12 protein-coding genes are annotated in these 13,439 nt (G+C 59.7%); 7 read left to right on the plus strand and 5 right to left on the minus strand.

Going from position 1 to position 13,439, the window contains the following annotated elements:
* The first annotated feature begins 61 nt into the window (after window positions 1-61).
* The 6 genes from BUC26_RS13945 (at window position 62) to BUC26_RS13970 (ending at window position 4,413) form a co-directional block, all read left to right on the plus strand.
* Window positions 62-652, plus strand: a complete 591-nt coding sequence (locus BUC26_RS13945) for a DUF2179 domain-containing protein (protein WP_244155854.1) — start codon at window positions 62-64, stop codon at window positions 650-652.
* A 16-nt stretch (window positions 653-668) separates the two neighbouring features.
* Window positions 669-1,703 carry a sugar phosphate nucleotidyltransferase gene (locus BUC26_RS13950; protein WP_073377056.1) on the plus strand — a complete coding sequence of 345 codons (1,035 nt, stop codon included), beginning with the start codon at window positions 669-671 and terminating at the stop codon, window positions 1,701-1,703.
* 268 nt (window positions 1,704-1,971) lie between these two features.
* Complete coding sequence (locus tag BUC26_RS13955; protein ID WP_073377058.1) at window positions 1,972-3,261, plus strand: IMP cyclohydrolase; 1,290 nt, start codon at window positions 1,972-1,974, stop codon at window positions 3,259-3,261.
* Between the two features lie 21 nt (window positions 3,262-3,282).
* Window positions 3,283-3,600 carry a PqqD family peptide modification chaperone gene (locus BUC26_RS13960; RefSeq protein ID WP_073377059.1) on the plus strand — a complete coding sequence of 106 codons (318 nt, stop codon included), beginning with the start codon at window positions 3,283-3,285 and terminating at the stop codon, window positions 3,598-3,600.
* Window positions 3,581-4,048, plus strand: coding sequence for a lasso peptide biosynthesis B2 protein (locus tag BUC26_RS13965; protein WP_073377061.1), 468 nt, complete (start codon window positions 3,581-3,583; stop codon window positions 4,046-4,048). Before BUC26_RS13960 ends, BUC26_RS13965 begins: the two co-directional genes overlap by 20 nt.
* On the plus strand, window positions 4,045-4,413 hold the full coding sequence (locus BUC26_RS13970) for a diacylglycerol kinase (RefSeq protein WP_073377062.1): 369 nt from the start codon (window positions 4,045-4,047) through the stop codon (window positions 4,411-4,413). Before BUC26_RS13965 ends, BUC26_RS13970 begins: the two co-directional genes overlap by 4 nt.
* On the opposite strand, the gene BUC26_RS13975 is transcribed toward BUC26_RS13970, so the two are convergent.
* The 4 genes from BUC26_RS13975 to yoaA form a co-directional block, all read right to left on the minus strand.
* The gene (locus BUC26_RS13975) at window positions 4,410-5,378 is read right to left on the minus strand and encodes a Gfo/Idh/MocA family protein (protein ID WP_073377064.1); all 969 of its coding nucleotides are present in this window, start codon (window positions 5,376-5,378) and stop codon (window positions 4,410-4,412) included. The genes BUC26_RS13970 and BUC26_RS13975 overlap by 4 nt on opposite strands.
* Window positions 5,375-6,391 carry a divergent polysaccharide deacetylase family protein gene (locus tag BUC26_RS13980; RefSeq protein ID WP_143166012.1) on the minus strand — a complete coding sequence of 339 codons (1,017 nt, stop codon included), beginning with the start codon at window positions 6,389-6,391 and terminating at the stop codon, window positions 5,375-5,377. The genes BUC26_RS13975 and BUC26_RS13980 overlap by 4 nt, the downstream gene beginning before the upstream one ends.
* A gap of 143 nt (window positions 6,392-6,534) precedes the next feature.
* Window positions 6,535-7,518, minus strand: coding sequence for a polyprenyl synthetase family protein (locus BUC26_RS13985; RefSeq protein ID WP_073377067.1), 984 nt, complete (start codon window positions 7,516-7,518; stop codon window positions 6,535-6,537).
* A gap of 7 nt (window positions 7,519-7,525) precedes the next feature.
* The gene (gene yoaA, locus BUC26_RS13990) at window positions 7,526-9,514 is read right to left on the minus strand and encodes a DNA repair helicase YoaA (protein WP_073377069.1); all 1,989 of its coding nucleotides are present in this window, start codon (window positions 9,512-9,514) and stop codon (window positions 7,526-7,528) included.
* A 233-nt stretch (window positions 9,515-9,747) separates the two neighbouring features.
* On the opposite strand from yoaA, the gene BUC26_RS13995 reads away from it, so the two are divergent.
* The gene (locus tag BUC26_RS13995; RefSeq protein WP_073377070.1) at window positions 9,748-11,598 is read left to right on the plus strand and encodes a response regulator; all 1,851 of its coding nucleotides are present in this window, start codon (window positions 9,748-9,750) and stop codon (window positions 11,596-11,598) included.
* On the opposite strand, the gene BUC26_RS14000 is transcribed toward BUC26_RS13995, so the two are convergent.
* Complete coding sequence (locus tag BUC26_RS14000; RefSeq protein WP_073377072.1) at window positions 11,595-13,022, minus strand: MFS transporter; 1,428 nt, start codon at window positions 13,020-13,022, stop codon at window positions 11,595-11,597. The genes BUC26_RS13995 and BUC26_RS14000 overlap by 4 nt on opposite strands.
* Between the last annotated feature and the right edge of the window lie 417 nt (window positions 13,023-13,439).

A 13,439-nucleotide genomic window follows, 5' to 3' on the forward strand; every position in this document is an offset into this window, starting at 1 on the left:
AACTTAATTTATTACCTTTTACCTCGCCACCGCAGCACCGGTGGCATCCTGAGCGTACCCTATGGAACAGATGTTCGACCTCACCTTCTTTCTGCAGCCGGCCAACCTGATCTACGGTGTCTTTATCTTTGCCGCCCGGGTCATCGATGTCTCGCTCGGCACCCTGCGAACGATCGCCATCGTCCATGGCAGAACCACCATGGCGTTCTGGCTCGGTTTCTTTGAATCGGCCATCTGGCTGGCCGTCGTCTCGACCATCGTCCAGACCGTGGCCGCCCAGCCCCTCTATGGGGTGATTTACGCCTTCGGCTTTGCCACCGGGAACACGGTGGGTATCAAGATCGAACGACGCATCGCACTGGGCAATCTGATTCTGCGCGTCATCAGCAGGAGCAACTCGAAAAACCTGGTCGAAACACTGCGCAATCAAGGTTACCGGGTAACAACCTTCATGGGCGAAGGGAAATCGGGGCCGGTCACCGAACTCTATATCGTCTGCCGGCGCCGGGACCTGAAGAGCTTGCTCGGCAAGATCGTCGCCATTGACCATGAAGCCTTCTACGTCACCGAGCAGGCAGGCTCGGTCAGCAACGTCTTCCGGCCGATCATGCAGCCCGTCACCGGCTGGCGGGCCATCCTGAAAAAGAAATAACCACGGATCTCCACCCATGACCACCGCATCCCCCCTCGCCGCCATCGTGCTGGCCGCCGGCAAAGGCACGCGCATGAAGTCACCCCGGGCCAAGGTCCTTCACGAGGTCTTCTTTCGGCCGATGCTCCATCACGTGCTTGATGCCATCGGGCCCCTGCATCCCGAACCAACGATCGTTATCGTCGGTCACCAACGCGAACAGGTGGAACGCGCGGTCGCATCCTACCCGGTGGTCTGCGCGCCCCAACTCGAGCAGCTCGGAACCGGTCACGCGGTGCTCTGCGCCGAGACGTTTCTTTCCGGCTTTGTCGGGACGGTGCTCATCGTCTGCGGCGATTCACCGCTGCTGCTGACTAACCACCTCGAGGAGATGCTCGCCCACCACCGGGCGGCCGGAGGGCCATTGACCATCATGACCACCAGGCTGAGCGAGCCAACCAACTACGGCCGGATCATCAGCGACGGGAGCGGCCGGGTCACCGCGATCGTCGAGGAAAAGGACGCCACCGCCGAGCAGCGCTTGATCACCGAGATAAACGCCGGCCTCTACTGCGTCGAATCGTCATTGCTCTTCAGCGCGCTGCGCCGGGTAACCAGCGACAACAGCCAGCAGGAACGCTACCTCACCGATATTGTCGCCATCGCTGTTGCCGACGGCATTAACGTGACGAAGTATGAACACCCGCACCCCGCTCACGTACTCGGTGTCAATTCTCGGGTTGAGTTGGCGCAGGCCCACCGGGAAATAGGGCGGCGGCGCAATACCGAACTGCTGGCGGCCGGGGTCACCATGCACGACCCGGGCTCTGTCACCGTCGCGCCGACGGCAATCGTTGGCGCCGACTGTCTGCTGACCGAACGGCTTACCGTCTGCGGCCAAACCAGCCTCGGCGACGGCTGCCTGATCGAGCCCGGCGTCTACCTCGAGAACGCCGACATCGGCGCGGGCAGCCGTATCGGCGCCGGCAGCGTCCTGCGGGATTGCGCAATCGCACCCGGAACCGAAGTTGCGCCCCTGCAGTACATCTCCGGAAGGGGCAACAAACGTTGATTGCCGGCCCGGCGATTTGTCATTGGCAGTAGTCGACGATCATCTTATACTGCCCTACGACGGGAGGTCATGACGAACGATGGAAATTCGCGCCACAACCGGCCGGGCTGGTTGGGTGTTTTATTGAAGGAAAGTGCAAGGCAGGTTGAAACCCGTCTTGCCGTTGGATAGTGCGGGAGACAGGTTTAAACCCTTAACTCCGTTAGATAGTGAGCGGGGGACAGGTAACAGCCCGTCACGCCGTTGGTTTTACTTGGAGAGACAGCTCATGAGCGATATTAAAAAAATGTATTCGACTATTCTCGGCGACCACTTCCCGCTGGAGATGACCATCTCCTTCGGGGAGCAGCGGTTGGTCTACCGGAAGCGCACCTGGAATATCCCCCAGGAAAACGGACGCTACGAGGAACGGGGTATTCGCTACGGCGAAAACCCGGACCAGGAAGCGGCCCTTTATGAACTGGTCAACGGCAACCTGATTCTCGGCGACTGCTCTTTCATCGAGCCCGGCAACGGGCTCGTTTCGGCCATTACCGCCGAAGACATGCTGCAGGTCGGCAAACACCCGGGGAAAATCAACCTGACCGATATCGACAACGGTCTCAATATCATCAAATACCTGATGGCGCGGCCGGCGGCGGTCATCCTCAAGCATAACAACCCCTGCGGCGCGTCCTGCGGCGCCTCTCTCGCCGAGGCATTCGACCGAGCCAACCGGGCCGACCGGATCGCCGCCTTCGGTGGCGCCGTCGTCCTCAACCGCACCTGCGACCGCGATACCGCCGAACTGCTGGCCAACAACTACCTGGAAGTGGTCTGCGCCCCAGACTTTGCCGACGGCAGCCTGGAGATCATCAGCCGGCGCAAGAACCTGCGGGTCATCAAGATGGCCCGAATCGACCGGCTGGCCGAGTTCGAGCGCTACCGCTTCGTCGATTTCAAGAGCCTTATCGACGGCGGCATCATCGTCCAGCAATCGGCTGTCAACGCCATCCGCACGGCGATGGACCTGAAGCCGGCCACCGCCGAGTGGCAGGGCAAGACCTATCGCTGCGACCGCCAGCCGACCGAGCGTGAAATCGACGACATGCTCTTCGGCTGGGCGATTGAACACGGCGTCACGTCCAATTCGGTGCTCTATGTCAAAGACGGTTGCACCGTCGGTATCGGCACCGGTGAGCAGGACCGGGTCGGGGTTGCGGAGATCGCGGTGCACAAGGCCTATATCAAGTATGCCGATATGATCTGTTTCGACCGCCTCCGGTTGTCCTATGCCGATCTCGAACTGGCTGTCGCCCGCGGCGAGCGGCCGGGCGAAGAGAAAGAGGCGATCGATGAACAGGTGCGCGCCGACCGTGCCGGTCTGCCCGACTCGGTGATGATCTCCGACGCCTTTTTTCCGTTCCGGGACGGTGCCGATGTCGGCATCCGCCAGGGCATCAGCGCCATCCTGCAGGCCGGCGGCTCGATGCGCGATTTCGAGACCATCGAGGCCTGCAATCAGGCCGAACCGAAGGTGGCGATGATGTTCACCGGACAGCGTTCGTTCAAACACTGAGCTTGCCAGCGGGGAAAACCGATGCAGACCACCTTCAGCGAAGCGCTCCATAGCAATCGGAACCGGCTGATCCGCCGTACCAAGGATGCCATCTCCACGGAACTTGACGGGGAAACGGTCATTCTCAATATCGATACCGGGATTTACAGCGGTCTCGATCAGGTCGGCACGACCATCTGGAACACGTTGGCGGAGCCCGCCACCTTTTTCAATCTGAAGGAGCGCATCATGGCCGATTACGAGGTCTCGGAACAGCGATGCAGCGACGATCTCTGTGCATTTCTCGATGAATTACTGAAAAACCGCCTGATCACCCTCGATGACGGCGAGACTGCGTAAGTTCGTGCGGCTGCCGGCCGGGGAAAAACGCTGTTTCTGCCGGGCCGTCGGCCTGCTCGCCTACTATCGCCTGGCCCTGCTGGTCATCCCACTGCAGCGATTGCTCCGCAACCGCTCACGGCAACCGGCAGCGATACCGGCAACCATGCACGTTGACGCCGGGCGGCTGGCCGGATTGATCAGGTCGGCCGCAACGGTAGTCCCGGGAACCACCTGTCTTGTCAATTCGCTGGCCGGACAGCGACTGTTTGCCGGCTACGGTTACCCGGCCAAACTCCATGTCGGCGTTGCCAAGGACCGCCGAGACGGCTTCCAGGCTCACGCCTGGCTGACCCTGGCCGACGAGATCGTCGTCGGCGAGTTGCCAGATATGGCAAAATACCGGGAATTACCCGACTTGGATAGTGCCCTCTCCAACCGACCAACCACGGCAGCCGTCAAGAAATGAAGCCAGGCAAACAAGGGCTGACCAGGATCATCGCTGCCGCCGGTTATTCACTGAACGGCCTGAAAACCTGTTTTGTCAACGAGGCGGCCTTCCGGCAGGAAGTGCTGCTCTTTGTCATGCTGCTGCCGATCTTGTTCCTGTTGCCGGTGAGCGGGGTGATGAAGATCGTCTTGTTGCTGGCCAACACGCTGGTACTCATCGTCGAGTTGCTGAACTCGGCCGTCGAGGCAATTGTCGACAAAACCTCACCGGAATTCAACGACCTGGCAAAACGGGCCAAGGATATGGCCAGTGCCGCGGTGCTGCTCAGCTTGCTGGTCGCCGGCAGCGCCTGGACGGTAGCAATCGCCGCTCTTTTGCTCTAAACGGAATCGACCGCAACTTCGACCCAACCACCGCCAATCGACGATTGCAGGCACGCCTCGGCGACCCGCACCGCGTAGAGCCCGTCCTCTCCGGGCACCGGGTTCGGACCACGGTTTTCCAGAAACCGTTGCCAGTCCTGCAGCAAGGGGACAATGGTCGGTGTCGGTGAGAAGCAGTCGCTGACCGGCTTGCCATCGCCACTCTCCCGACCCACCTGCCCGAGGATCTGGTCTCCATGCAGCAATCCTGCAGAACAGACCAACTCGTAGCGGCCGCTGCGGACCGGACTGAGTTTGCTGATCTCTACCAGTCCCGTAACTCCGTCTTCCATTTCCACCCGGATCAGGGCCAGATCTTCGAGCTGTTTCGTCAGCACGCTGCGACAACTCGCCGCCACCCTGGTGATTTTCAGGCCGGTGATAACGTGCAACGCATCGAAGACATGGACCGCGATGTGCAAAGTAACTCCGGCCCCGGCCGCCGCCGGCTCATCGAGCCAGGGCAGGGTCGACGGCTCGAGCCGCTGATTGGCATAGACGGTGTACAGGCGGCCCATCGCCGGCAAATACTCCCGGAGCCGCTTGATCACCGGGTTGTAGCGAAGGGTCTGGCCGACCGTCAAGGCCACGCCCCGACGGTGTAGCCGCCGAACCATGGCTGCTGCACCGTCACCGTTGATTGCCAACGGCTTTTCGACCAGCAGCGGTTTGTTGTAGTCCCCGCAACAGTCGGCAATTGCCTGGTTCTCCGCAGGTGGAACGGCGCATATGACCGCATCGACCTCCCGGCAAGCGATCAACTCCCGCCAATCCGCAAACCAGCGGCACTGCCAGGAACGGGCCTGCTCTCGGCCGCTCGGTGAACGCCTGGCAATGGCGGTCAACTCCAACGAAGGACAATCGTTGACGATATGTCCGGCATATCTGCTGCCATGCCGTCCGGTTCCGATGATGCCGATCTTCATAGCGCGCCATCTACCAATTGCTCGATACCGACCAGCTCAACCTGATCAAGCAGCTCCCGGCCGCAGGTGGCAAGGGCGGCCAGGGTTTCCGGATAGGGGTGGCCGATGCCGACACCGCTGCCCTGCCAGCGGCCGATAATCACCAGGAGTTCTATCTGGCGACAGATGGCCTCCCGCTCCTGCCGGTTATCGAGGAAGACGTCCCGTTTTGCCGCCGGTACCCCGAGTTTCCTGGCCGCGGCATACCCCTGGCTGGCAGCGGTGGTCATGCTGTCGACGAAAAACAGTTGCCGGCGGGCGAGCAGCTCAGCCAGCTCGGACATGGCAGACTCGTCGGCACTGTAGCGCGAACCCATGTGATTGTTGACACCGACCGCGTGGGGAACCTGGCGCAGGTTGTCATCGAACAGCTGCCGGCGCTCGGTTGCAGGCTGCGATAAAAGCAGCACTCCCGGACCGGGATCGTAGTCCGAACTGCGTGCCTCAAGCGGCAAATGGAGCAGAACGGTGCGGCCAAGCCGGTAGGCAACGTTCTCCAACTCCCGGGTATGAGGCGCATGGGGCAGGAAGGAAAAGGACAGGTTCAGATCGAGGTGCAGCAGGTCTCTATCGATATCGCGATGATAACCCATATCATCGATGATAATGGCAATTTTCGGCGGATGTACCAGTTCCGGCACCTCCGCCGGCTCTTCGGGATGAACGGCCGGCAGGTCCGGTTCCTCGAAGATCACTGCCGGACGCGGCCTGTCCGGGGACGCCGCAGCCACCGGCACGTGAAAGAAAATCATATAACCGGCAACGCCGAGGGACGCGACAAGCAACAGCAACAGCAACCCGTACGTCAACAGGCGCCGTGCAGTCACCCGGGGCGCAGTCGTGCGGCGGCTGCGAACCCGCGTTGCCCGTGCCGGCTTTTGCGTTGCCCGTGCCGGCTTTTGCGTTGTCCGTGCCGGCTTTTGCGTTGTCCGTGCCGGCTTTTTCTTTTGTTTGCTGGATGTTTTTTTATCCATATCAATATCTTGTAACGAAACCAACCGGCGCTGGCCGGTTATCAGCACGACACCGTCCTGTCAACTCCCAGACGTTTCGCCATGGTACCGATAGCCGCGCGGTACGCCGGTCGATATCCCGTTTCATGGCGAAACGATGTTCATCACTTCCGGCGGCCGATTACATACTGAACGAGTTGTACGAGAATATGCAGCGACTGATCATCGACAGATCGCCTGAACGGCTCCAGAGCCGTCACCGCATTGGCAGCAAGCTGTTCGGCCTGGCGGCGAGCCAACTGATAGCCACCGAACTGTTCGATAAAACGAGTCACCACAGCAAAGCTTTCGCCCCGCCGCCCCTCGTCCTGTATAAGGGCCGCGACCTCTGCCCGTTCCTTCTCCCCGGCCTGTTGCAATGCGAGTATTAGCGGCAGGGTAACCTTGCCCTCGGCCAAGTCGTTGCCGACAGCCTTGCCGGTATGGTGGCTGTCCCCCTGATAATCGAGCAGGTCGTCAATGACCTGGAAGGCAGAGCCGAGATTGAGACCATAGGCTCTCAGTGCCGATCGGTATCGATCGTCACCACCTGCAAACATTACGCCGATCTGACAAGCGGCACCAATGAGCAGCGCCGTCTTGCCGCGGATGATCGAGTAATAATCATCTTCGCTCAGATCGGCCCGGCAACACTGATCCATCTGTAAAAACTCTCCGTTGACCATGCCGCGGGTCGCTTCGGCAAAGACAGCCAACGCGTCCACACCGCCATGGTGACCGACCATGGCCATCGCCTGGGCGTGCAGAAAATCACCGGCTAGGATCGCACCGTCGCGGCCGTAACGCTTGACAACCGACATTCTGCCCCGTCGCGTGTCGGCGTGGTCGATCACATCATCGTGGAACAGAGTGGCCGCATGCAGATATTCAAAAGCGGCGGCCAGCCGATAAAGCTGCTCGTCATCTCGTCCGCAGAGCCGGGAGCAGAGCACCGTCAACAGGGGACGCACCCGTTTACCGCCGCTGAACAAACCGTACTCGAGAATCTCCGCCAGCAGCGGCGCGACCCCGACCGTCTCGGCCAGGTCCCTCCGCATCTCAGCGTCTATCCGGTCCGCTTCGTATCTGATGACATCTTTGAGGTCCATAGCTCACCTAATCCTGATCCGCGGCAGGCGCCGCCAAGCCGGCAAAGAACCGGGCAACCGATTCGGTATCTCGAACAATCGGCGCCGGCGGCAGACTATCAAGAAAGACTTTACCGTAACGTTTCTTGAACAACCGGGTATCGAGCAACGCGATCAGGCCGGCATCACGCGACGAACGCATCAACCTGCCGACTCCCTGGCGAAGCGTCAGCACCGCCCGCGGCACCTGAAAGTCGAAAAACGGGTTGCCGCCTTCATGGTCGACCGCCTGCATCCGGGCCTGCACCACCGGATCACTGGGAACCTCGAACGGCAGTTTGTCGATCAGCACGGCGCTGAGTGATTCCCCGGGAATATCGACGCCCTCCCAAAAACTGGCCACTGCCAGCAATACCGATGCCTTCTCCTGGCGAAAGCGGCTGAGCAGAGTGCTCCGCGCCGCCGTTCCCTGGACGAGGAGCGGGTAATCGAGCCGACCGGTCAGGGCGGCGGCAACCGCATCCATCCCTTTAAAGCTGGTAAACAGGACTAGCGCCCGACCTTTACTAATCGCCAGTAGTTCGAAAACCTTGTCTACCAGAGCAGCCTCATAGCCGGGTTGGGCAGGTTCGGGAAAAGCGTTGTCCGGAATATAGATCAAGGCCTGCTCGCGGTAGGGAAACGGTGATTTCAATTGGAGTGTCATGGCCGTTTCCGTCAATCCGAGCTGCCGGCAGAAATAATCGAACCGGTTACTGGTCGCCAGCGTGGCCGAGGTCAAAATGCAATTCGGCACCGTTGCATAGAGGGTTCGTTGCAGGTCATCGGCGACATGGACCGGCGTTGCCGAGAGCGAAATCGAGCGTTCCCGCCGCTCATACCAATAGACATGCGAAGCCGAGTGTCCTTCAGGATCGAGCGGAGCGACGACCAGCAGGTTACGGCGCAATTCATCACACCGCTCGGTCAGCGCTGCCCAGACATCTGCTCCGCAGGCAGCCAGCTGATCCGCGCATCGCTGCAAGGCATCGACCACCGACTGAACCTGCTGCGCCCAGTCGTCCTGGGCCCGGACGAAGCCGAGCAGATCGAAACGGCCGCGCTTGGCCGGGAACAGCCCGGCAAACAAATCGACGCGCTGTTTCAGCCCCCGGGCCATGGCCACGATCCTGTCGCCGTCCTCCGGACTCAGGTCGCTTTCTGCCTGGCGAACAATATCACCGGCCAGATCATAGACCTGATATTGACCGAAGGCAGTACCGAAAAAGGTGGTCGCCACCTGCTCCAGATGATGGGCCTCGTCGAAAACAACCGCCTCATGGCGCGGCAGCAACTCGCCATAGCCCTGCTGACGCAGCACCAGATCGGAAAAATAGAGGTGATGGTTGACAACCAGCAGCCGGGCCGCACCGGCCTTTTTTCGCAGCCGGGAAATGAAGCAGGAGGCATATTCCGGGCAGTCGCTGCCGAAGCATTGGTGCGACAGAGCGGAAATTTTCGGCCACAGCGGCGAGCGATCGGTCAGCCACGCCAGTTCGGCTCGATCACCGGTCTCAGTACTCTCGAGCCACTGTTCGATCCGGGAGTCATCCTCTTCGTTGACCAGGGAGAGTTGCGGCGACGAGCGGTGCTGATACCAGCGGTAGAGGCAGAGGTAGTTTTGGCGCCCTTTGACGCACAAGGCATCGATCTCGGTGCCGAGCACAGCCGACAGCAAAGGAATTTCCTTGTCGATCAGCTGATCCTGCAAATTGATGGTCGCCGTCGATACGACGACCCGTTTCCCGGAGAGCACCGCCGGAGCGAGGTAAGCCAAGCTCTTGCCGACACCAGTCTCGGCCTCGACAACCAAGATTCGACAGAAATCGGGCTGACCGGCCGTTCCGTGGTGGGGCGTCTGCAGCAGCTCATCAACCGCCCGGGCCATCCGCACCTGATCGGGTCGCGGCTCATAGCCGGCTAGACGGGCTGCCAACGGCCCGTCTTTAGAGAAAAATGCCTGCACCGATTGTTCCATGTCCTGGCTGAGAGAAAAATCGTTTCCGGGACACGGCGACAGGCCTGCCCGATATCATCGAGCCTTCAGGTTATACGATTTTTATTTATATTTTTCAACCAAACCGGTACACTGGTGACAGGTGCTGAACCGGAGCTGTCACCGCCTGAAGGCGATTTCCCCCCGATCGGTACGTTTCTGCAAAACGGTTTCATCTGAAAAACCGCTTATCAACCCCGACCCTACACACGGGCATGGTCGAACTGCTTTCTTCCGCAGAATTGGATGCCGGAACGTCCGCTGAAAAACTGATCAAAGGCAACGAAGTCATCGTCATCGTCGACGATTCGCCGGAAATCTCGATTCTGCTCCAGGCCTACCTGAAAAACAGACATCTGTCCTCCCGCCCGGCCCATACCGCTAACGAATTGTTCCAGCTGCTCCGGGAAGAGGAGGTGGCCCTGGTATTGCTCGATATCGGCCTCCCCGATCGGGACGGTGACGAAATCCTCGCCGAGCTGGTGCGAAATTTCCCGGACCTCGGCATCATCATGGTCACCGGCAGCACCGACCTACAAACCGCACTGCGCTGTTTGCGTCTCGGGGCCGACGACTACCTGACCAAGCCGGTCAATATCGAGCAGTTCCATGCAACCGTCAACAAAACCCTGCGCAAGCGCCGGCTGGCCATTGATAACCGGCTTTTTCACCAGGAGTTGCAGCTCACCAACCTGCGGACCCAGTTTCTCCATCATCTCAACCTGAAGATGAACAGCGCCTATCTCAATGCCCGGGAGCTGAAAGGAGTCCTGCAGACTATCCTGATCGGTATCACCTCGGAAGAAGGACTGCGCTTCAATCGGGCCTTTCTCGCACTGTTCGATGAACAGGAAACCATGCTCCAGGGCGAGTTGGCCATCGGACCGGGCAGCAGGGAAGACGCCGCCGAGGTGTGGAACGAAATCAAGCGAAAGAACCTTCGCCTGCAAGACCTGTTTCACACCGTTTCCGCCGAATCTTTCAAGAAAGATACCATCGTCAACGAGATCGCCCGGTCACTGGTCGTCCCCGCCTCCTTTGTCCAGCACCCGTTGATCCATGCCTGTCGCAGCCGCAGCTCGATCCTGGTGAGCCAAGGCCAGGCGGCGATAGAGATACCCTCGGAGCTTATCGAAACCCTCGGCGAGGACACCTTTGTCATCGTCCCGCTGTTTTCTCCGAGCAAGGCGCTGGGCGTAATCATCGCCGACAATTTCGTCACCCGGCAACCAATCAACCAGGTCGACGTCGAAGCGCTGGAAACCTTCGCCGGCCAGGCCAGCCTCGCCGTCGAACACTCCCGACTCTACACCGACATGCAGCAAAAGATCGACGAACTCGAACTGGTCACTCAGGAACTGGAAAAAAGCAAGGATCTGCTCATCGAGGCGGAACGCTATTCGGCCCTTGGCTATATGTCGGCCCAGTTGATGCATGCCCTGCGCAACCCGATCACCTCGATCGGCGGTACCGCTCGCCTGCTCAGCAAACGAATCACCGACCAGGAAAACAGGAAATTCCTCGATGTCCTGACCAGAGAGACGAGCAAACTTGAAGCAACCCTGAACGACTTGTTCAGCTTCGTCAGCAAAAGCGAACTCAAAAAAACTGCTCAGCACCTCCATCCGCTCATTCGCCGGAGCGTGATGATCTTTTACGGGGCGATGAAAAAAAGCGGCATCAGCTATGAGATCGAGCTCACCGGCGAAGACCCGGTCCTTTTCATCGACAGCGACAAAATCCGGCAGGTACTGCTGCACCTGATCAAAAACAGCATTGAGGCGATGCCGGACGGAGGCGTGTTGCAGGTTCACTCCTGGCAGGAAGACGGCTCGGCACTGGTATCCATAAGGGATTCCGGCGTCGGCATCTCGGTGGGCGAGCTGAGCCGGGTCACCGATCCGTTTTACACCACCAAGACCTATGGTACCGGCATGGGCCTGACCCTGGTCGAGCAAATCCTGGCTCAGCACGATGCCGACTTCTCCCTGACTCCCGTCAAACCGCACGGCATGACCGCCCTGATCAGGTTCAGGCCGACAGCGTCACCGTCGGAGCCGGATTAACGCTCACGCTGCCAGGAAATCACCACCGCCGCCAGCGAAACGGCCGCTGCGCAGAGAAACGTGGCCCGCAACGCCGCAACAAACTGGTCGCTTTGTCCCGAAACAAAATGTCGCACTTCTGCGCCACCGGTGAACCATGAAAACCAAGCCGCAAAAACGATCCCGGCAAACGCGGCTCCGAAAAGCATGCCGAGGTTGCGCGACGTAGCCAGCAGACCGGCGGTGACGCCGGCATCGTCGTCACCGATCCGAGACAGTAGCGAGGCGGTATTCGGCGCCAGGAACATCGATTGGCCCATACCGAGTAATACCAGCCGACCGCAGATGGCGATCAATGACGACGCACCATCGATCGTCGCCAGCGACAGCAGCGCCACGAAGCTGATGGCCAGGCCGGCGGTGGTCAGGATCCTGCCGCCGAGACGGTCGAAGAGCATGCCGGACGTCGGCGATACGACAAACAGACTGAGCGGCACCGCCATCATTACCAATCCGATCAGATTGGCCGGCAGCCCTCGCACCAGGTCGAGATAAAACGGCAGCAGGACGAGCACGACAAACAGTGACGCAAAGGATACCGCAGCGGTGATCAGGCCGATATGGTAATAACTCTTCCCAAACAGATGCAACGGCAGGATAGCCGATTTCCGGGTTCGCTCCGCCCAGATGAACGAGGCTGTCGCCAGCCCCAGCCACAGCGCCCCGCCCACTCGGAAAAACCAGCCAAAAGAGGGAAGGAAGTGCGCATAGAGGATACAAGACAACACCACAACCGCCCATAACAGCGCCCCCCGACCATCGACCTGGCGTTTGTTGCGGGCGCCGTTACCCACCTTCGATATCCTGAACAGATAGGTGCCGCCGGCGAGGATGACCAGGCTGATCGGCAGGTTCACGAGAAAGATCATTCGCCAGGAAAACCAGTCGATGAGTAGACCGCTGACCAGCGGACCGCTCATCAGCCCGGCGGACGTTGCGATACCGATCATGCCGAGCCCTTTGCCAAGCTCGCGGCGCGGGAAGGCGTCCCTGATGATTACCGGGCCGGACGCCATCATCATTGCCGCCCCCACCCCCTCGACCAGCCTCGCACTGATCAACAGCCAAAGGTTAGGTGCCACGGCGCACACCAGCGAACCGGTGCCGAAAACACCGATACCGAGTAGATAGACCGTCCCGATACCCAGCCGGTCTGCAGCCACACCCCAGAACAGCAGGCTGACGGTAATCGTCAACAAATAGATCAACACCACCCACTGGACCTGAATCAACGGCGCTGAAAAAGAGCGCATGATGGACGGCAGTGCGACGTTGACCATGCTGCTATCCATGGTGCTCAAGAACACCCCGGCCCCGACAAGCAGAAATATTCGCCACTTGGCCATGCCCGTCTCTTCCGCGGTGCTCGCCTCTTCGCCTAACATGGCCAGCCCAACACCGGTCGGCGCTTGTGAATCGTATCGGCCAATGTTTGTTTCATTTCTCCGCCGCTTCCTGCCCCTGAAAAGCATCCCCGACGGCGACTATGCCGAAGGACAGATATCGAGTATCCATTTCGATACCAGCCATCTGGATTTGCTTGATAAAAAAATGAACAGCGACGTTCTGCAAGACAAATTCGTTTGCACTGGTATTCGTCTGTCACCAACGGCTTACCCTATCCGCCCGTCTTTCTCGAGGTCAAGCGAAAAATCGGCAGTTCTCGGCGAAAAGCCAGACAACAACTCGACTGATTCGGTGACTGGATCGGGACTAGACGGTCTACGGCAAGCCGCACCATCACCTCTTCGAACTACTGGATACCTTCATCGATGAGCGGCCCGCTTTCATTCTCCAGGAAC

This window comes from Desulfofustis glycolicus DSM 9705 (genome assembly GCF_900130015.1).
Classification (GTDB): Bacteria; Desulfobacterota; Desulfobulbia; order Desulfobulbales; family Desulfocapsaceae; genus Desulfofustis; species Desulfofustis glycolicus.

What these genes read in the sequence shown, in the direction of transcription:
- BUC26_RS13945 (WP_244155854.1), top strand. Translation starts at nt 62, where the DNA reads ATGGAACAGATGTTCGACCTCACCTTCTTTCTGCAGCCGGCCAACCTG.
- BUC26_RS13950 (WP_073377056.1), top strand. Translation starts at nt 669, where the DNA reads ATGACCACCGCATCCCCCCTCGCCGCCATCGTGCTGGCCGCCGGCAAA.
- BUC26_RS13955 (WP_073377058.1), top strand. Translation starts at nt 1,972, where the DNA reads ATGAGCGATATTAAAAAAATGTATTCGACTATTCTCGGCGACCACTTC.
- BUC26_RS13960 (WP_073377059.1), top strand. Translation starts at nt 3,283, where the DNA reads ATGCAGACCACCTTCAGCGAAGCGCTCCATAGCAATCGGAACCGGCTG.
- BUC26_RS13965 (WP_073377061.1), top strand. Translation starts at nt 3,581, where the DNA reads ATGACGGCGAGACTGCGTAAGTTCGTGCGGCTGCCGGCCGGGGAAAAA.
- BUC26_RS13970 (WP_073377062.1), top strand. Translation starts at nt 4,045, where the DNA reads ATGAAGCCAGGCAAACAAGGGCTGACCAGGATCATCGCTGCCGCCGGT.
- BUC26_RS13975 (WP_073377064.1), bottom strand. Translation starts at nt 5,378, where the DNA reads ATGAAGATCGGCATCATCGGAACCGGACGGCATGGCAGCAGATATGCC.
- BUC26_RS13980 (WP_143166012.1), bottom strand. Translation starts at nt 6,391, where the DNA reads ATGGATAAAAAAACATCCAGCAAACAAAAGAAAAAGCCGGCACGGACA.
- BUC26_RS13985 (WP_073377067.1), bottom strand. Translation starts at nt 7,518, where the DNA reads ATGGACCTCAAAGATGTCATCAGATACGAAGCGGACCGGATAGACGCT.
- yoaA (WP_073377069.1), bottom strand. Translation starts at nt 9,514, where the DNA reads ATGGAACAATCGGTGCAGGCATTTTTCTCTAAAGACGGGCCGTTGGCA.
- BUC26_RS13995 (WP_073377070.1), top strand. Translation starts at nt 9,748, where the DNA reads ATGGTCGAACTGCTTTCTTCCGCAGAATTGGATGCCGGAACGTCCGCT.
- BUC26_RS14000 (WP_073377072.1), bottom strand. Translation starts at nt 13,022, where the DNA reads ATGTTAGGCGAAGAGGCGAGCACCGCGGAAGAGACGGGCATGGCCAAG.